This window comes from Halolamina sediminis (assembly GCF_001282785.1).
Taxonomy (GTDB): domain Archaea; phylum Halobacteriota; class Halobacteria; order Halobacteriales; family Haloferacaceae; genus Halolamina; species Halolamina sediminis.
In genome coordinates, this window is sequence record NZ_CVUA01000001.1 from 637,248 (window position 1) to 654,225 (window position 16,978).

The 16,978-nt window shown below is 67.9% G+C and carries 15 protein-coding genes; 13 read left to right on the forward strand and 2 right to left on the reverse strand.

Features of this window, described 5'->3' with window-relative positions:
• Positions 1–30: 30 nt before the first annotated feature.
• The gene (locus BN1959_RS03275; protein WP_053947283.1) at positions 31–585 is read right to left on the reverse strand and encodes a DoxX family protein; all 555 of its coding nucleotides are present in this window, start codon (positions 583–585) and stop codon (positions 31–33) included.
• A 127-nt stretch (positions 586–712) separates the two neighbouring features.
• Here BN1959_RS03275 and BN1959_RS03280 point away from each other — a divergent pair, with 127 nt between their 5' ends.
• The 6 genes from BN1959_RS03280 to BN1959_RS03305 all read left to right on the forward strand — a co-directional run bounded on the left by BN1959_RS03280 (position 713) and on the right by BN1959_RS03305 (position 6,582).
• Positions 713–1,294 (forward strand): IMP cyclohydrolase, encoded by a 582-nt coding sequence (locus BN1959_RS03280; protein WP_053947284.1) that lies wholly within the window; start codon positions 713–715, stop codon positions 1,292–1,294.
• A gap of 37 nt (positions 1,295–1,331) precedes the next feature.
• On the forward strand, positions 1,332–1,991 hold the full coding sequence (locus BN1959_RS03285) for a metallophosphoesterase family protein (protein ID WP_053947285.1): 660 nt from the start codon (positions 1,332–1,334) through the stop codon (positions 1,989–1,991).
• Between the two features lie 250 nt (positions 1,992–2,241).
• Complete coding sequence (locus BN1959_RS03290; RefSeq protein WP_053947286.1) at positions 2,242–4,686, forward strand: ribonucleoside-diphosphate reductase subunit alpha; 2,445 nt, start codon at positions 2,242–2,244, stop codon at positions 4,684–4,686.
• Positions 4,686–5,681 (forward strand): ribonucleotide-diphosphate reductase subunit beta, encoded by a 996-nt coding sequence (locus BN1959_RS03295; protein ID WP_053947287.1) that lies wholly within the window; start codon positions 4,686–4,688, stop codon positions 5,679–5,681. The genes BN1959_RS03290 and BN1959_RS03295 overlap by 1 nt, the downstream gene beginning before the upstream one ends.
• The gene (locus BN1959_RS03300) at positions 5,675–6,124 is read left to right on the forward strand and encodes an acyl-CoA thioesterase (protein ID WP_053947288.1); all 450 of its coding nucleotides are present in this window, start codon (positions 5,675–5,677) and stop codon (positions 6,122–6,124) included. The genes BN1959_RS03295 and BN1959_RS03300 overlap by 7 nt, the downstream gene beginning before the upstream one ends.
• Before the next feature lie 140 nt (positions 6,125–6,264).
• On the forward strand, positions 6,265–6,582 hold the full coding sequence (locus BN1959_RS03305; RefSeq protein WP_053947289.1) for an RPA12/RPB9/RPC11 RNA polymerase family protein: 318 nt from the start codon (positions 6,265–6,267) through the stop codon (positions 6,580–6,582).
• A 12-nt stretch (positions 6,583–6,594) separates the two neighbouring features.
• On the opposite strand, the gene BN1959_RS03310 is transcribed toward BN1959_RS03305, so the two are convergent.
• Positions 6,595–7,773: an aspartate kinase gene (locus tag BN1959_RS03310; RefSeq protein ID WP_053947290.1), complete on the reverse strand. Its 1,179-nt coding sequence runs from the start codon at positions 7,771–7,773 to the stop codon at positions 6,595–6,597.
• A gap of 154 nt (positions 7,774–7,927) precedes the next feature.
• Here BN1959_RS03310 and BN1959_RS03315 point away from each other — a divergent pair, with 154 nt between their 5' ends.
• The 7 genes from BN1959_RS03315 (at position 7,928) to BN1959_RS03345 (ending at position 16,933) form a co-directional block, all read left to right on the forward strand.
• Positions 7,928–8,215 carry a translation initiation factor eIF-1A gene (locus BN1959_RS03315; protein ID WP_053947291.1) on the forward strand — a complete coding sequence of 96 codons (288 nt, stop codon included), beginning with the start codon at positions 7,928–7,930 and terminating at the stop codon, positions 8,213–8,215.
• 134 nt (positions 8,216–8,349) lie between these two features.
• Positions 8,350–9,813, forward strand: a complete 1,464-nt coding sequence (locus BN1959_RS03320; protein ID WP_053947292.1) for a S8 family peptidase — start codon at positions 8,350–8,352, stop codon at positions 9,811–9,813.
• Between the two features lie 312 nt (positions 9,814–10,125).
• The gene (locus tag BN1959_RS03325) at positions 10,126–11,991 is read left to right on the forward strand and encodes a PINc/VapC family ATPase (RefSeq protein ID WP_053947293.1); all 1,866 of its coding nucleotides are present in this window, start codon (positions 10,126–10,128) and stop codon (positions 11,989–11,991) included.
• A 153-nt stretch (positions 11,992–12,144) separates the two neighbouring features.
• The gene (locus BN1959_RS03330; RefSeq protein ID WP_053947294.1) at positions 12,145–12,348 is read left to right on the forward strand and encodes an HVO_0649 family zinc finger protein; all 204 of its coding nucleotides are present in this window, start codon (positions 12,145–12,147) and stop codon (positions 12,346–12,348) included.
• Positions 12,349–12,436: 88 nt separating this feature from the next.
• On the forward strand, positions 12,437–15,427 hold the full coding sequence (uvrA, locus tag BN1959_RS03335; protein WP_053947295.1) for an excinuclease ABC subunit UvrA: 2,991 nt from the start codon (positions 12,437–12,439) through the stop codon (positions 15,425–15,427).
• The gene (locus BN1959_RS03340) at positions 15,427–15,885 is read left to right on the forward strand and encodes a hypothetical protein (RefSeq protein WP_053947296.1); all 459 of its coding nucleotides are present in this window, start codon (positions 15,427–15,429) and stop codon (positions 15,883–15,885) included. The genes uvrA and BN1959_RS03340 overlap by 1 nt, the downstream gene beginning before the upstream one ends.
• Before the next feature lie 40 nt (positions 15,886–15,925).
• Positions 15,926–16,933 (forward strand): WD40/YVTN/BNR-like repeat-containing protein, encoded by a 1,008-nt coding sequence (locus BN1959_RS03345; protein WP_053947297.1) that lies wholly within the window; start codon positions 15,926–15,928, stop codon positions 16,931–16,933.
• Positions 16,934–16,978 lie beyond the last annotated feature (45 nt).

The following is a 16,978-nucleotide window of genomic DNA, read 5'->3' on the forward strand; positions in this document are numbered from 1 at the left end:
GACTACAAGAAAAAGCCTACTGCGAGGGTGCTACCCGAGCAGGTAGCGCATCCACGGGTAGCGCTCGATCAACGCTCGGCCGTCGATCTCGTACTGCTCGATGTAGGCGTCCAGCCCGAGGATCCGGCCCGCGCCGAAGGCGGCGACGGCCAGGAACACGAGCATGTACGCGAAGTCGCCGTTGATGTAGCCGTGGTCGACGCTCCAGTTGCCCAGGTAGAACATGAGCATCATGAACGCGCCCCAGAACGCGGCGAGGCGGGTGAGGCCGCCGACGAGCAGGCCCAGCCCGATGAGCACCTCACCCCACGGGACCGCGACGTTCACGAAGTCGAGGAACAGCCCTGACGAGCCCATCGCCTCGAACAAGCCGGCGGCGGGACTGCCGTTCGCCGCGGGGGCGTTGTTGAGGTAGCCGGCGGCCGAAAAGCTCCCGCTGAGGACCTTGTCGATGCCGCTCTGGAGGAACGCCAGCCCCATCATCAACCGCAGCGCGAGGATGAACCACACGCTCAGGGTGTGGAGTTTCCCCTCCGCGGTGAACCCTGCGACCGTACTTCGGAGTCGGACTTCCTGTGTTGCCATATCTGGACGTTCGGCCCGTACGGGCTTAGCCAAGATGGCGGTTCCCGACAGGTGGGAACCACCGTACTCCCGGTTTTCGCCGATCGAGAATCACCACCTACTTGCCGGTCTACCCCACAGAGACGGTATGTACGTCGGCCGCTTCCTCGTCGCCGCCCCGGGACTGGCAGCCTACCGCGTCTCCTCGCGTTCGTTCCCGAACCGGAAAGTCATCGAGCGCGACGGCAGCCTCACCGTCGTCCCGACCGACGACGCCGAGCCCACGGACAACCCCTACGTCTCCTACAACTGCGTCCGGACGGTCGACGACCGGGGGATCACGGTCGTCGGCAACGGCTCCCACGTCGACCCGGTGGCGGAGAAGCTCGGGCTGGGCTACCCCGCCCGGGACGCGCTCGTGAGCGCGCTGTTCGCGCTGGACTTCGAGAAAGACGACTACGACACGCCTCGGATCGCTGCGGTCGTCGGCGCCGACTCCGCGGTCGTCGGCACCGTCCGCCGGGACGCCCTGCTCGTTCGCGAGGTCGAGGAGCCGACGCTGGTGGCGACGTACGAGAAGGACGACCCCGAGCCGTTCGCGCTCGCCGCCGACGGCGCCGCGGCAGCCGCCCGTGAGCTGTACGACCACGCGTTCGAACACGCCGTCTGTGCGGCGGGCGTGAGCGTCGACGCCGCGGGGATCGAGACGGCGATCCACAACGGCGAGTAGCGCGACGCTTTTCCCGATCGCGCTGTTTTCGCCCCCCGTGCAACTCGGGGTCATCTCTGACGTACACGGCAATCTCCCCGCGCTGGAGCGGGTGCTCGAAGCGATGCCGTCGGTCGACATGCTCGTCTGTGCTGGCGACGTGGTCGGCTACAACCCCTGGCCGGCGGCCTGTGTCGACGCGGTTCGGGACCGCGGGGTCCCGACGGTGCAGGGAAACCACGACCGCGCGGTCGCCAACGCCGACGCCGCCGGCTTCAACGGGATGGCGAAAGCCGGCGTCGACTACGCCCGCGAGCAGCTCGGCGCGGAGGCCGTCGACTGGCTCGGCGCGCTGCCGACCGAGCGTCGCGTGGCCGACGGCCGGGTGAAGATCGTCCACGGCCACCCCGACGACCCGGACCACTACACGTATCCGCGCGAGTTCGCGGCCGGGCTGCTCGACGACGAGGAGCTCCTGATCATGGGCCACACGCACGTCCAGCACCACGCCGTGTTCAGTGAGGGAATCGTCCTCAATCCCGGTAGCGTCGGGCAGCCGCGTGACCGCGACTCCGACGCGGCGTACGCGGTCGTCGACCTCGACGACCGCTCGGTCGCGGAGTACCGCGTGAGCTACGACGTCGACCGGGTCGTCGACGCTGTCGAGGACACCGGTCTCCCGACCGATATCGGCGAACGGCTTCGAGAGGGCCGCTGACGCTCGTTCTTCCGACACACTGCGCTCGTTCTCCCCGCCAGTTCTCGCCGAACAGCGACGCGTCGACCCGTCTACCCGCCGTTAGTAAACTATATTTGCACTACTACAATCTAACTGGGAAACGCTTAACCCGGTCGCCGAAAAGCGGGCATACGGCGAGACCCGGTTCGCGGGAGCGAGCCGAAACCGACAGATGGCGATGCCGTAAGTGGCAACGCTGTCGGTCGCTTCCGGCGGGTCCGCCGCGGACATGACCCAGGCAAACCCATCGACGACTGACCGAATCGAGGACCGACTCGCCGCGGCGACAGCGGATCTCGACCTCGCGAGCGACCGCGAGGCGCTCGCCCGCGCGGCCGAGCGCGACAGCTACGACGGCGCCGACGCCGACGAGATCGACGAGGCGCTGATCGGCGTGCTGACCGCGCGTACCGAGCGCGACCCCGCTCACGACGACGCGGCCGCGCGGGTCGCGCGCTGGCGCCACGCCCGGAACGTGACCGGCACGGACGGCCCGCTCTCGGGCGAGATCTACCGCGCGTCGTTCGTGGACGCGATCGAGACCGGCGTCGAGCGCGGCCTGCTCGACGGGCGGATGGCTGAGTACGACTTGGAGTCGCTCGCCCACGCGCTCGTCCCCGAGCGCGACGAGCAGTTCGGCTACATGGCCGTCTCGACGCTGGTCCAGCGCTACTTCCTCCGGACTGTCGAGGAGGACGACCCCCTCGAACTCCCACAGGCGTTCTGGATGCGCGTCGCGATGGGCGTCGCCCTCGCGGAGGACCCCGAGGACCGCGAGGCCCGCGCGGTGGAGTTCTACGACGCGCTCTCGACGCTACGTTTCGTCCATTCGACGCCGACCCTGTTCCACGCCGGCACCACCCACCCACAGCTCTCCTCCTGCTACCTCACGACGGTACAGGACGATCTGGCGGACATCTTCGACTCCTACAAGGCCCACGCGAAGCTCTCGAAGTGGTCCGGCGGGCTCGGCAACGACTGGACGAACGTCCGCGCCGAGGGGTCGCTGATCGAGTCCACCGGCGTCGAGTCGACGGGCGTGATCCCGTTCCTCAACATCTCCGACGACGTGACCGGCGCGATCAACCGCTCCGGGAAGCGCCGCGGCGCCGCCTGCGCGTACCTCGCGGCGTGGCACCTCGACTTCCCGGCGTTTCTCGACCTGAAGCGCAACACGGGCGACGAGCGCCGGCGCACCCACGAGATGAACACCGCGGCGTGGGTGCCGGACCTGTTCATGAAGCGCGTCCGGGCCGGCGAGCAGTGGACGCTGTTTTCGCCCGACGAAGTGCCCGAGCTCCACGAGGCCACGGGGCGAAAGTTCGAGGAGCTGTACGAGCAGTACGAGCAGGCGGCCGACGACGGCGAACTCCGGCAGTACGAGCGCGTCGAGGCCGAGGAGCTCTGGCGGACGATGCTCACCCGGCTGTTCGAGACGGGTCACCCGTGGATCACGTTCAAGGACCCCTGTAACGTCCGCTCGCCGCAGGACCACTACGGGACGATCAACAGCTCGAACCTCTGTACGGAGATCACGCTCAACACCTCACAGGACGAGACGGCGGTCTGTAACCTCGGTTCGGTCAATCTCGCGAAACACGTCGACGGCGACGGACTCGACGACGACGCACTCGAAGACACCGTCGAGACGGCGATGCGGATGCTCGACAACGTCGTCGACCTGAACTTCTACCCGACCGACCGCGCCGAGCGCGCGAACACGCGCCACCGACCCGTCGGCCTCGGCGTGATGGGGTTCCACGAGATGCTGACCGAACGCGGCGTCGGGATGGCCAGCGACGAGGCGCTCGACGTGGCCGACGAGACGATGGAGCGGGTCGCCTACCACGCGATTCTGAACTCCTCGCGACTCGCGAAGGAACGCGGCACGTACGACTCCTACGAGGGGTCGAAGTGGGACCGCGGGCTGCTCCCGCAGGACACGATTTCGTTGCTGGAGGAAGAGCGCGGCGAGCCCGTCGACGTAGAGCCCGAGGAACGCCTCGACTGGAGCGAGGTGCGCGAGCACGTCGCCGAGCACGGGATGCGCAACTCCAACACCACCGCGGTCGCGCCGACGGCGACCATCTCGACCATCGCGGGCACCACTCCCTCGATCGAGCCCCGGTACTCGAACCTCTACGTGAAGTCGAACATGAGCGGCGACTTCACGGTCGTCAACGAGCACCTCGTCGAGGAGCTGGACGAACTGGGGCTCTGGACCGACGAGATGCGCGACGAGATCAAGTTCCACGACGGCGCGATTCAGGAGATCGAGTCGATCCCGCCGGCGATCCGGGAGCACCACCGCGGCGCCTTCGAGATCGACCCGCGCCACCAGCTCGAACTCACCGCCCGGCGGGCGATCTGGGTCGACCAGTCCCAGAGTCACAACGTGTTCTTCCCGTCCACGGACGGCACGCTGCTGGACGACGTGTACCAGCGCGCGTGGGAGCTCGGCCTGAAAACGACGTACTACCTGCGCACCCTCGGCGCGAGCCAGTTCGAGAAGTCGACGCTGGACATGGAGGAGTACGGCCGGACCCAGCGCCGCGACGCGGACGGCGACGGGAGCGAAGACGACCCGACCGAGCCGGCCACCGACGGCGGCGAATCGAACGACGGCTCGGAGCTCCCGAGCGTCGAGGACCCAACCTGCGAGGCCTGTCAGTAATGCCGATCGACTACCTCACCGACGGCGACACGCACGACCCGAACAAGATCCTGCCCATCGACTACGAGTGGGCCCGCGAGTACTACGAGGCGGGCGTCGACAACAACTGGGTGCCCGAGGAGATCCCCATGGGCAACGACGTGACCCAGTGGAACGGCGACGAGCTCAGCGACGCCGAGCGCCGGCTGGTCGAGTGGAACCTCGGCTTCTTCTCGACTGCGGAGTCGCTGACCGCGAACAACATCGTGCTCGCGGTGTACGACCACGTGACGGCGCCGGAGTGTCGGCAGTATCTCCTGCGGCAGGCGTACGAGGAGGCGGTCCACACGGACACGTTCATCTACTGCTGTGACTCGCTGGGGTTCGACCCCGACTACCTCTACGGGATGTACGACCGAATTCCCGCGATCGAGGCCAAAGACGAGTTCGTCGTCGACCTCACGCGGGTCGTCGACGACCCCGAGTTCACGATCGACGACGAGGCCGACGTGCGGGCGTTCCTCCGGGACCTGATCGGCTTCTACGTCATCATGGAGGGGATCTTCTTCTACGCCGGCTTCGCGATGATGCTCGGACTCAAGCGGCAGGGCAAACTGGAGGGGATCGGCCAGCAGTTCGAGTACATCATGCGCGACGAGTCGCTGCACCTCGGCTTCGGGATCGAGCTGATCGACGCGATCCGAGGGGAGACCGACGCGTGGACCGACGAGTTCGAGGCGGAGATTCGGGAGCTGATTCTCGACGCCGTCGAGCTCGAACAGCAGTACGCTCGCGAGGCCTGCCCCGAGGAGATCCTCGGGATGGGGCCGACGCAGTTCGCGGAGTACGTCGAGTACGTCGCCGACCGGCGGCTCACCCAACTCGAGATGGACGAGGCCTACGGCACCGAGAACCCGTTCCCGTGGCTCTCGGAGGCGGCCGACCTCAACCGCGAGAAGAACTTCTTCGAGACGCAGGTGACGGAGTACCGCTCCGGGGGGTCGCTCGAATGGTGAGGCTGATCGACTCCTACACCGAGACCAGCGAGGTAGTGATGCCGGACGCGACCAACAACCTCGGGCGCGCGCTCGGCGGCTGGGTGCTCCACCGCATGGACCTCGGCGGCGTCGTCGCCGCCCGGCGGTTCGCCCGCTCACAGGTCGTCACCGCCAGCATCGAGCGCGTCGACTTCCACGCGCCGATCGACCTCGGCGACATCGCCGTCCTGACCGCCTACGTGTACGACACGGGCGAGACGAGCATGCAGGTGCGCGTCGACGTGACCGCGGAACGCCCGAGCGAGGGCATCGAGCGCGAGACCGCCTCCTCGCATCTCACGTTCGTCGCGATCGACGGCGAGGAGTCGGTCCAGCCCGTCCCGGACCTCGCAGTCGAGACCGACGAGGAACGGCGGCTCCGGGAGGCGGCGATGGACGCGGAGTCGCCACCGGTGCCGTAGGCGGCCACGGACCGACGCTTCGACGTTTTTACCTCGACGATCGATTCAGTCTGCTCGGCAACTCCGGCGGGAGCGGTTACTCGAGGTCCACGCCGGATCAGATTAACACATATATCCGCACCCGTGTCTTCCGCTCCTCTATGAAATTCTGCGACGCGTGCGGGTCGATGATGCGCACGGCGGGCGACACGTGGGTGTGTCGCTCCTGTGAGAACGAGGAGCCGCGGGACTCGCAGGCGGAAGCGGCGATGACGACGCAGAACGAACAGGAGGACGGCGGGGAACCCCCCGTCGTCGACGGAACCACGAACGCCAACGAGACGGTGGAGGAGTCCTGTCCGGCGGACGACTGCGACAGCGACCGGGCCTACTACGAAACACGGCCGAAGCCCGGCGGCTCCTACGAGGTTCGAGTGTTCACCTGCATCGACTGCGGGCACACGTGGCGCGGGTCCTGACGGGGTCGGTTTTCAGAACTGCTCGTGGACGATGTCCAGCGTCTCCTCGCGGTCCTCCCACGCGACGAAGATCGCGACGGAGGTCGCGGAGGTGATCAGGTCGTGGATGTTGATCCCCGCCTCCGCCAGCGGATCGACCAGCGAGCGGATCACGCCCGGCTGGTTCGGGAGCTCGCCGCCGGTCACGCGGATCACGGCGATCTCGTCCTCGACGGTGACCGAGGAGAGCGAGTCGTCCTCGACGACGGCGTCGTGCAGCGTCGCCTCCGCCGCCTCGGCGACCTCGCTTTCGACGTAGTACGTCAGCGAGTCCATTCCGCTGGCGACCGCGTCGATGTTGATACCGGCGTCGCCGAGCTTCTGTGAGACCTCCGCGAGGATCCCCGGCCGGTTCCGGATCGCCCGGCCGGCGACGGTGAGACAGGACAGCGGCGCCTCCTCCATGTCGATCAGGTGCTCGAAGCTCCCCTCGACGCTGGTGCCGCCGGAGAGCAGGTCGCCGTGCTGGTAGTGGACCACTCGAACGCCGAGATCCTCGTCCTTGTAGACCAGCGCGGAGGGGGCGACCACCTCGGCGCCGCGGAACGAGAGGTTCCGGAGCTCGTCGACGGTGATGGAGCCGACGTTGCGCGCGCCCTCGACGACGCGGGGGTCGCCGGTCATGACGCCCTCCACGTCGGTGACGATCACTACCTCGTCGGCGTCGAGATAGTTCCCCAGCATCATCGCGGTGGTGTCCGAGCCCCCGCGGCCCAGCGTCGTCACGTTGCCGTCGGGATCCTCCGCGAGAAAGCCCGTGATGACGGGGACGGTGTCGTCAAGCGTCGCCGCGAGCGCGTCGACCCGCCGTTTGGTCCCCGCGACGTCGATCTCACCGCGGTCGTTGGTGACGACCGGCCAGTCCTTGTCGCCCGGTTCGAGGAACGTCGCGTCGACCCCGCGGGCGCCGAGTGCAGCCTTCAGCATCCGGACCGAGGTGCGTTCGCCCATCGAGACGATCTCGGCGCGGTCCTCGTCGCTGGCGTCGAAGGCGATCTCGTCGAGCAGCTCGTCGGTCTGTGAGCCCATCGCGCTCGCGACGACGGCGATCTCGTGGCCCGCTGCGACGGCGTCGGCGACGGAGTCGGCCGCCCGGTCGACCCGGTCGCCCGAGCCCAGCGAGGTGCCGCCGAACTTCGCGACTACGCGCACCGGCGGACACCCCCGATGTCGTGCGTTCCGTTCATACGCCCGCTTCTCGGACCGTCGGGTTAACGCTGTCTCTCTCGGTGCTTCGACCGGGGTGTGTGACTCCGTTTCGGGGACGTATCCCACGGCTTATCTGTGGGTGTGCCGTACTACCCGTATGAGCGACGATTCATCAGGCCGGAAGAACCTCCGGATGCCAGACGACAACCAAGTGTTCGGTGTCGTCACCGAGCACCTCGGCGGCAACCACGTCCGGGTTCGGTGTGCCGACGGCGAGACGCGGCTCGGGCGCATCCCGGGTCGAATGAAGTACCGCACGTGGATCAACGAGGACGACGTGGTCATCCTCGAACCCTGGGACTGGCAGGACGAGAAGGGGAACATCGAGTGGCGCTACGACGAGCAGGACGCCGAGCAGCTCCGCCGCGAAGGCCACATCGACTGATCTGCGGCTTTCTGTGGTTTCTGCGTTTCGGTGACAGCGCCCGCCGAACCGACTGCTGTTTTCCCGGTGAACTGTTTCACATTCAAGAGGAATTTACGTAAGCTTTTAGCGATCGGTTCTGCCATACCGTGTGGATGCGTAACAGTAGCAGACGAACGTTCCTCAAGGGTACAGCGGGCGTGATCGGCGGCACGGCACTGGCGACGGGCAGCGCTGTCGCGACCGGCGACGGCGAGACCGGACGGTTCCTCATCAATCTCCGGAAGGTCGATCGCAGTGAGATTCCCGACGACGTGGAGATCATCCACGACCTCTCGGCGGCGGACGTACTGGTCGCACGTGGTGACCAGTCCCGCGTCGGCAGCGCGACCGCGACCGCGCCGGACGTGAAGATCGACCGCAGCGATGACGAGGCCGGGGCAGTTGTCGAAGCCGAGGGGCCGGCGGCCGCCGGCGACTCCGCGAGCCACAACCACGACGGAGCCCCGAGTAACACCGAGCTCCAGTGGGACAAGCGCGAACAGGCGGTCGCCGGCGAACTCACCGACAAGCCCGGCGGCGGAAAGTTCGTCCACGACACGGCGACGGGTGAGGGCACCCGCGTCGCGGTCGTCGACTCTGGCGTGTACGACCCCCACCCCGACCTCGAAGATGTGGTCAACACGGAGCTCTCGATCAACATTACCGGCGACGGTCGGGGCGACGACGGAACAGCCCACCGCCCCAACGGCGCGGGCAACCACGGCACCCACGTCGCGGGCACGATCGCCGCGACCAACGACAACGACGGTCCAGCCGGCGGCGTGCTCGGGACGGCGCCGGACACCGAGATCGTGGCGGTCCGGATGTTCTCCGGGAAAGAGGGGTTCGCGGGCGACGGCCTCGCCGGCTGGGAGTACGCCGCAGCGATCGGCTGTGACGCGATCAACTACAGCGTCGGCTACACGGTCTCCGACACCGTCGAGTACCCGGGCCTGATCGCGCTGGAGCAGATCATCAGTCAGGTCGCGGCGTACGTCCGCTCACAGGGCACCGTGATCGTCAACTCCGCCGGCAACGGTTCGCTGGACATGGACGCCGAGAACACGCTCAGCCTCCCGACGGAGGCCGACGGCGTGTTCGGCGTGAGCGCGACCGGTCCCCTCGGCTACGGCTGGGGCGGCAAGCACAGCGACAACGAGGCCAAGTGGCTCACCGGCAACCGCCTCGACGAGCCGACGACCGACCCCGCGCCGTACACGAACTACGGCTCGGCCGTCGACGTGAGCGCGGGCGGCGGGAACTACGATCTGGAGGCTATCGTCGGCGGCAACGACGCCGCGTACAACGATCTCGTCTACTCCACGATCAACACCACCGGCCCGGATGGCGAGCAGACCGCGTCCTACGGCTGGAAGGCCGGCACCTCGATGGCGGCCCCGCAGGTCGCGGGCGCCGTCGCACTCGTCCGCTCGCTCCAGCCGGACGCCAGCGTCGAGGAAGTCGAGTCGCTGATCCAGGAGACGGCGTCGATGCCCGACGAGGGCGAGACGTACCACGGCGCCGGCCACCTCGATCTGGAGGCGCTCGTCGACGCCGCGAGCGGCACGGGCGCGTAACGCCGCTGCCCACCAGTTTCGGTCAGCAACCGTTCCGCGATCACGTTTTTTCGGCCTGTTCCCACCGCGAGCCTTGCAGCTGTGGCCGTCAGATTCTTGTGTGTTACTCTCTAACGTGCAACTGAACCCCGTTGAGGCGGGTTCCGACGGAAACTACCGTCGTAGCGGACGGGAGGCGTACCGGCGACCGACTGATTAGACCCAGCGACGCCGAGCACGCACGTCGACGCGGCCGGGCGGTCGGTGTTGGCCGCCCGGCGCGACTCACTCGATGGTATACACCCTTTTGAGCCTCCGCCGTCTATCTCCCGTGTGAACGTCGTTCCCGACACCAGCGTCGTCGTCGACGGCCGCGTCTCCGAGCGCGTCGCCGACGGGCGCTACGAGGGTGTCACCGTCTACGTCCCCGAAGCCGTCGTCGGCGAGCTCGAAGCCCAGGCCAACGCGGGGTACGACCCCGGCTGGAAGGGGCTGGAGGAGCTCCAGCGGCTCGCCGACTACGCCGACGAGGGGGAGATCGAAGTCGAGTACGTCGGCCGACGACCCAACGCCGCGGAAACCGAGGGCGCCGGTGAGGGCGACATCGACGCGCTGATCCGCGACATCGCCGCCCAGCAGGCCGCGACGCTGCTGACCAGCGACGGCGTGCAGGCCGAGGTCGCCCGCGCGAAGGGGCTCGACGTGGACTACGTCGAGCCCGTCGTCGACACCGACGCCGCCGAGCCCGAGAGCGAGGGGCTGGCCATCGAGCAGTTCTTCACCGAGGACACGATGAGCCTCCACCTCCGCTCGGACACGCGACCCAAGGCGAAGCGGGGCGACATCGGCGAGATGCGCTACGAGCACATCGGCGACGAGCCCACCAGCGACGAGCAGATGGAGGAGTGGGCGACCGAAGTGATCGAGACCGCCCGCGCCTCCTCGGATGGGTTCATCGAGCTCAGCGAGGAGGGGATGGACATCGTCCAGTACCGCGACTACCGGATCGCGGTCGCCCGCCCGCCCTTCGCGGACGCGATCGAGATCACGGCCGTCCGGCCGGTCGCGAAGACCACGATCGAGGACTACGCGATGGCCGACGAGCTCAAGGACCGCTTCACCGAGCGCCAGCGCGGCGTGCTCATCTCGGGCTCGCCCGGCGCCGGGAAGTCCACGTTCGCACAGGCGGTCGCGGAGTATCTCAACGACAACGACTTCGCGGTCAAGACGATGGAGAAACCCCGGGACCTGCAGGTCGGCCCCGAGATCACCCAGTACACCGAGCTCGGCGGCTCGATGGAGAACACCGCCGACTCGCTGCTGATGGTCCGGCCGGACTACACCGTCTACGACGAGGTCCGGAAGTCCAGCGACTTCGAGACGTTCGCGGACATGCGGCTCGCGGGCGTCGGCATGATCGGCGTCGTCCACGCGACCCGCGCGATCGACGCGCTCCAGCGGCTCGTCGGCCGCGTCGAGCTCGGGATGATCCCGCAAGTCGTCGACACCGTCGTCTACATCGAAGCCGGGCAGATCCACACCGTGTTCGACGTGGAGACCGAGGTGAAGGTGCCCGCCGGCCTGACGGCGGAAGACCTCGCACGCCCGGTGATCATGGTCTCGGACACCGAGACGGGCGAGCCCAAGTACGAGATTTACACGTTCAACCGACAGGTCGTCACCGTCCCGCTCGACGACGAGGGCGAGGAAACCTCCGGCGTGAACCAGATCGCGAAACAGGAGATCGAACGCGAGATCCACTCCGTCGCCCGCGGCCACGTCGAGGTCGAACTCCAGGGGCAGGACCGCGCCGTGGTGTACGTCGAGGAGGACGACATCTCCTACGTGATCGGCAAGGGCGGCGGCCGGATCAGCGAGATCGAGGATCGCCTCGGAATCGACATCGACGTGCGGACCCACGAGGAGAACCCCGCGCCGGCGACCGCCAACGGCGGCACGGAGAGCGTCGGCTCGCCCCAGGGCGAGGTGGTCGAACCGGAGATCACCGCCCGCCACGTCGTGCTCCGACTCGACGAGCACGTCGGCGAGACCGTCGAGGTCCGGGCAGACGGCGACTACCTGTTCACGGCCACCGTCGGCCGCGGCGGCGACGTGCAGGTCTCTCGCGGCTCGGCGATCGCCGAGGAGCTCGAGGACGCGATCGACCGCAAACAGCAGATCACGGTCGTTCCCGCCTGATCGGGGACCGCCACGCTGCCGGCAGCAGTTCTCGAACCCCGTCTGCGGTTGTTTCCGGACTCGCACAGCGACGCGACGGATCTTCTCCCCTGACTGTGATGGTTGTGAACTATGCACAGGGATTTATGCTGCTCGCCCCCCAACTCCCACGGTATGGCCACGAACAACCGCGGCATGAACCCCCTCGACACGCTCCGGGACCGCTACGACACCGTCGAGACGGTCTGTCCGGCGTGTGGGTACGACGACGCCGACGGGAAGTGGACCGGCGAGACCGACGGCGCGGAGGTCCGGTACGAGCACGCCTGTCCGAGCTGTGGGCACGTGGCGGTCCGCCGGATCACGATCGGGCGCTGAACCGCGCGGCGCTCGCGCCCGCTCCCGCGTGCGGGGACATCCCCGGGACCGACGGGTTCAACCCTGCCGACTCCGTAGCCCGCGCTGAATGAGTAAGGACTTCATCGAGGTCCGCGGGGCCGAGGAGAACAACCTCGCGGATCTCGACGTGGAGATCCCGCGGGAGGAGTTCAGCGTCGTCACCGGGCTCTCGGGGTCGGGGAAGTCCTCGTTGGCGTTCGACACCGTCTACGCCGAGGGACAGCGCCGCTACATCGAGAGCCTGTCGGCGTACGCCCGGAACTTCCTGGGGCAGATGGACAAGCCGCAGGTCGAGTCCGTCGAGGGGCTCTCGCCGGCCATCTCGATCGACCAGAAGAATGCCGCGAACAACCCCCGATCGACGGTGGGGACGGTCACGGAACTGCACGACTATCTCCGCCTCCTGTACGCCCGCGTCGGTACGCCCCACTGTCCCGAGTGCGGCCGCGAGGTCGGCACCCAGAGCGCCCAGCAGATGGTGCGCCGGGTGTTCGAACTGCCCGAGGGCACGCGTGCGAAGATCGCCGCGCCCGTCGTCCGCGACCAGAAGGGCGCGTTCGAGGACCTGTTCGAGGAACTCGTGAGCGAAGGCTATGCTCGCGTCGAGATCGACGGCGAGCGCTACGACCTCACCACCGACGACCCCGACCTCGACGAGAACTACGACCACACGATCGACGTGGTGGTCGACCGCGTGAAAGTCAGCGAGGAGGACCGCTCCCGGATCACCGACTCCGTCGAGACCGCCCTCGAAGAGGGCGACGGCGTGCTGAAGGTGATCCTCCCGTCGCCGCCCGAGGAGCTGCCCGAGTCGTTCGGCGGTAACGTCTCCCGGAGCACCGGCGACCTCGCCGACGACGAGGCGGACGCCGACGCGAACGAGCGACTGGTCGTCGAGTTCTCCGAGGAGCTCGCCTGCACCCACTGCGGCATCGACTTCTCGGAGATCGAGACGCGCTCCTTTTCGTTCAACTCTCCCCACGGCGCCTGCCCGGAGTGTGAGGGGATCGGCGAGACGAAGGAGGTCGACGAGGACCTCGTCGTCGTCGACCCCGAGAAGCCGATCAAGGACGTGTTCGAGGCCTGGAGCTACAACCGTTCGTACTACCAGACCCGGATCGACAGCGTCGCCGCCCACTTCGGCGTCGACGTGACGACGCCGTTCGCCGAGCTCACCGACAAGCAGCAGCGGCAGTTCCTCTACGGCACCGACGAGCAGGTGGTGTTCCAGCGTCAGACGAAAAACGGCACCCGGCGCAAGGAGAAGCGGTTCGAGGGCGTCATCCCCAACCTCGAACGCCGCCACGTCGAGACTGACAGCGACTCGACCCGCGAGCACATCGAGGAGTACATGGCCGTCACCACCTGTCCGGCCTGCGAGGGGACCCGGCTCAAGCCACAGTCGCGCTCCGTCCTCGTCGACGGCACCGACATCACCGAGGTCAATCGGCTGAGTATCGCCGACGCCCGTAAGCACTTCGAGGGGATGGAGGCGAACCTCTCCGAGCGCGATCGCACGATCGCCGAGGAGATCCTGAAGGAGATCCGCGCCCGGCTGGGCTTCATGGAGGAGGTCGGCCTCGACTACCTCACGCTCGACCGCGAGGCCTCCACCCTCTCCGGCGGCGAGAGCCAGCGCATCCGGCTCGCGACGCAGGTCGGCTCCGGCCTCGTCGGCGTGCTGTACGTGCTCGACGAGCCCTCGATCGGGCTCCACCAGCGCGACAACGACCGTCTGCTGGACACGCTTGAGGGGCTCAGAGATCTCGGCAACACGCTGCTCGTCGTCGAACACGACGAGGAGACGATGCGCCGGGCCGACCACGTGATCGACATGGGCCCCGGCCCGGGCAAGCGGGGCGGCGAGATCGTCGCACAGGGCGAGTTCGACGACATCGTGAACACCGAAGCGTCGGTCACCGGCGACTATCTCGCCGGCCGGAAGACGGTACCTGTCCCCGACGAGCGTCGCGAGAGCGACGCGGCGCTCACGATCGTCGGCGCCCGCCAACACAACCTCGAGGACGTCGACGTCGACCTGCCGATCGGGCAGTTCACCGCCATCACGGGCGTCTCCGGCTCCGGGAAGTCCACGCTGATGCACGACGTGTTGTACAAGGGGCTGGCTCGGAAGATGAACGACAACACGAGCGTCGACCCCGGCGAGCACGACGCGATCGAGGGGACCGACGAGATCGAGACGGTGCGACTGATCGACCAGTCACCGATCGGTCGGACCCCCCGCTCGAACCCCGCGACGTACACGGGCGTGTTCGATCACATCCGCGAGGCGTTCGCCCAGACGAAACTCGCCCAGCAGCGCGGCTACGACAAGGGGCGGTTCTCGTTCAACGTCAAGGGCGGCCGCTGTGAGGAGTGTGGCGGGCAGGGGACGGTCAAGATCGAGATGAACTTCCTCTCGGACGTGCACGTCCCCTGCGAGGAGTGCGGCGGGGCCCGCTACAACGACGAGACGCTCGACGTGGAGTTCAAGGGGAAGACCATCGCCGACGTGCTCGACATGGACGTGGCCGAGGCGTACGACTTCTTCGAGGCCAACAGCCAACTGCGCCGCCGGCTCAAGCTCCTGAAGGACGTGGGGCTGGGGTACATGAAGCTCGGCCAGCCCTCGACCACGCTCTCCGGTGGGGAGGCCCAGCGCGTCAAGCTGGCCGAGGAGCTCGGGAAGAAGCAGACCGGCGAGACGCTGTACCTGCTCGACGAGCCGACGACCGGCCTCCACAAGGAGGACGAGCGCAAGCTGATCGAGGTGCTCCAGCGCCTGACCGACAACGGGAACACCGTCGTGGTGGTCGAACATGAGCTTGACCTGATCAAGAACGCCGACAACGTCGTCGACCTCGGCCCCGAGGGCGGCGAGGGCGGCGGCGAGATCGTCGCGAGCGGGACGCCCGAGGACGTCGCCCGGATCGACGACTCCCACACTGGGCGCTACCTCCGTGACTACCTCCCGAGCGTCGACATGGAGGGACCGCGTGCGGACCGCCGGAAGCCGGCGAAGGAGGAGGCCGAAGCGCCCGCGGCCGACGACGACTGATGCCCGAACTCTCCCGCCGCCGACTGCTCGCCGCCGGCGCGACGGCGACGCTCGTCGGCACCGCCGGCTGTACGGCCGCCGAGCGCGCCCGACTCAACCCCTTCGCCGAGCCGCCGGTGTCGATGACGGCCATCCGGGCCAGCGGTGACGAGACGGAGACGAACTGCAGCCTCGATGCCGAAGCAGTTTCCGAGATCCCGGAGCTACAGAACCCCCTCGACGAGCTCGCCGACGCCGATGACGGCGACCGCGTCGAACGCGGGCTCTCGATCGCGACGGGGCGGCAGATATCGAACCTGTTCACCCGCCAGTGTGACGGCGACGTGGGCGGGATCTACCGCTACGACGGTGCCGCCTACCTGATCGGGCTGACCTACCGCGATCAGGCCGACCACCAGGACCACCACGACCACTTGGCCGAGAGCGCGACCGAGACCGAAACGCCGAGCGAGCAGTAACGGCCCTACCTTTTCGACGCTCCACGCCTTCTCCCCGATTATGTCCACCGCCTACGCCGTCTACGAGGACGCGCTGTTCGTCGTCGACACGGCTCGCGAGACGGTCGTCCACGAGGAGCCGTTCGACTCCCGAACCGAGTGCGTCGCCGTGACCGACGGCACTCTCCTCGTCGGCACGTTCGAGGAGGGCCTCCAGCGCTCGACTGACGAGGGTGCGTCGTGGGAGCGCGCTGCTGGGATCGAGCAGGACGCGGTTACCTCGCTCGCGGTCGCGCCCCACGACCCCAAGACGGTCTACGCCGGCACCGAGCCCAGCCGTCTCTACCGGAGCACCGACGGCGGGGAGACGTTCGAGCGACTGCCGGGCCTCACGGATCTCCCCTCGTCGGCGGAGTGGTCGTTCCCGCCGCGGCCAGACACCCACCACGTTCGCTGGATCGAGCCGGATCCGGGTGATCCGGACCTCCTGCACGTCGCGGTCGAGGCCGGCGCGCTCCTACGCGCTCACGTCGACGCCGACGGGAGCGTCGACTGGACCGATCGCGTTTCGAGCGCTCGCCGGGACGTGCACACGATCGCGACCCATCCCGAACGGCCCGCCCACGCGTGGGTTGCCGCGGGCGATGGATACGCCGAGACGACGGACGCTGGCGAGTCGTGGCAGCATCCGCAGGACGGCCTCGATCACACGTACTGCTGGAGCGTCGCGGTTGGACTGCCTCCCGAACGGCCCGACGGCTCGACGCCGCGGATCCTGCTCTCGGCGGCGACGAGCGCGCGCGAGGCACACCGTGTCGGCGAGTCCTACCTCTACCGGCGAGACGGTGGTGAGTGGGAACGACTCGACGATCGCGGAATCCCGACCGGAGAGGGGGTGTACCGCGCGGTACTGGCACGCGGCGACGACGAAACGACGTTCTGGGCGGCGAACAACCACGGACTGTACTGCACCGACGACGGCGCCGATTCGTGGACCGGGATCGACGTGTCGTGGGCAGATCGCGTCGGCGAGCAGACGTGCCGTGGACTCACGATCGTCGTTGACTGATCCCGCAACCTGAACTTCAAGTACCGGAACGCGACCACCACCGTC

What these genes read in the sequence shown, in the direction of transcription:
- BN1959_RS03275 (WP_053947283.1), bottom strand. Translation starts at nt 585, where the DNA reads ATGGCAACACAGGAAGTCCGACTCCGAAGTACGGTCGCAGGGTTCACC.
- BN1959_RS03280 (WP_053947284.1), top strand. Translation starts at nt 713, where the DNA reads ATGTACGTCGGCCGCTTCCTCGTCGCCGCCCCGGGACTGGCAGCCTAC.
- BN1959_RS03290 (WP_053947286.1), top strand. Translation starts at nt 2,242, where the DNA reads ATGACCCAGGCAAACCCATCGACGACTGACCGAATCGAGGACCGACTC.
- BN1959_RS03295 (WP_053947287.1), top strand. Translation starts at nt 4,686, where the DNA reads ATGCCGATCGACTACCTCACCGACGGCGACACGCACGACCCGAACAAG.
- BN1959_RS03300 (WP_053947288.1), top strand. Translation starts at nt 5,675, where the DNA reads ATGGTGAGGCTGATCGACTCCTACACCGAGACCAGCGAGGTAGTGATG.
- BN1959_RS03305 (WP_053947289.1), top strand. Translation starts at nt 6,265, where the DNA reads ATGAAATTCTGCGACGCGTGCGGGTCGATGATGCGCACGGCGGGCGAC.
- BN1959_RS03315 (WP_053947291.1), top strand. Translation starts at nt 7,928, where the DNA reads ATGAGCGACGATTCATCAGGCCGGAAGAACCTCCGGATGCCAGACGAC.
- BN1959_RS03320 (WP_053947292.1), top strand. Translation starts at nt 8,350, where the DNA reads ATGCGTAACAGTAGCAGACGAACGTTCCTCAAGGGTACAGCGGGCGTG.
- BN1959_RS03330 (WP_053947294.1), top strand. Translation starts at nt 12,145, where the DNA reads ATGGCCACGAACAACCGCGGCATGAACCCCCTCGACACGCTCCGGGAC.
- uvrA (WP_053947295.1), top strand. Translation starts at nt 12,437, where the DNA reads ATGAGTAAGGACTTCATCGAGGTCCGCGGGGCCGAGGAGAACAACCTC.
- BN1959_RS03340 (WP_053947296.1), top strand. Translation starts at nt 15,427, where the DNA reads ATGCCCGAACTCTCCCGCCGCCGACTGCTCGCCGCCGGCGCGACGGCG.
- BN1959_RS03345 (WP_053947297.1), top strand. Translation starts at nt 15,926, where the DNA reads ATGTCCACCGCCTACGCCGTCTACGAGGACGCGCTGTTCGTCGTCGAC.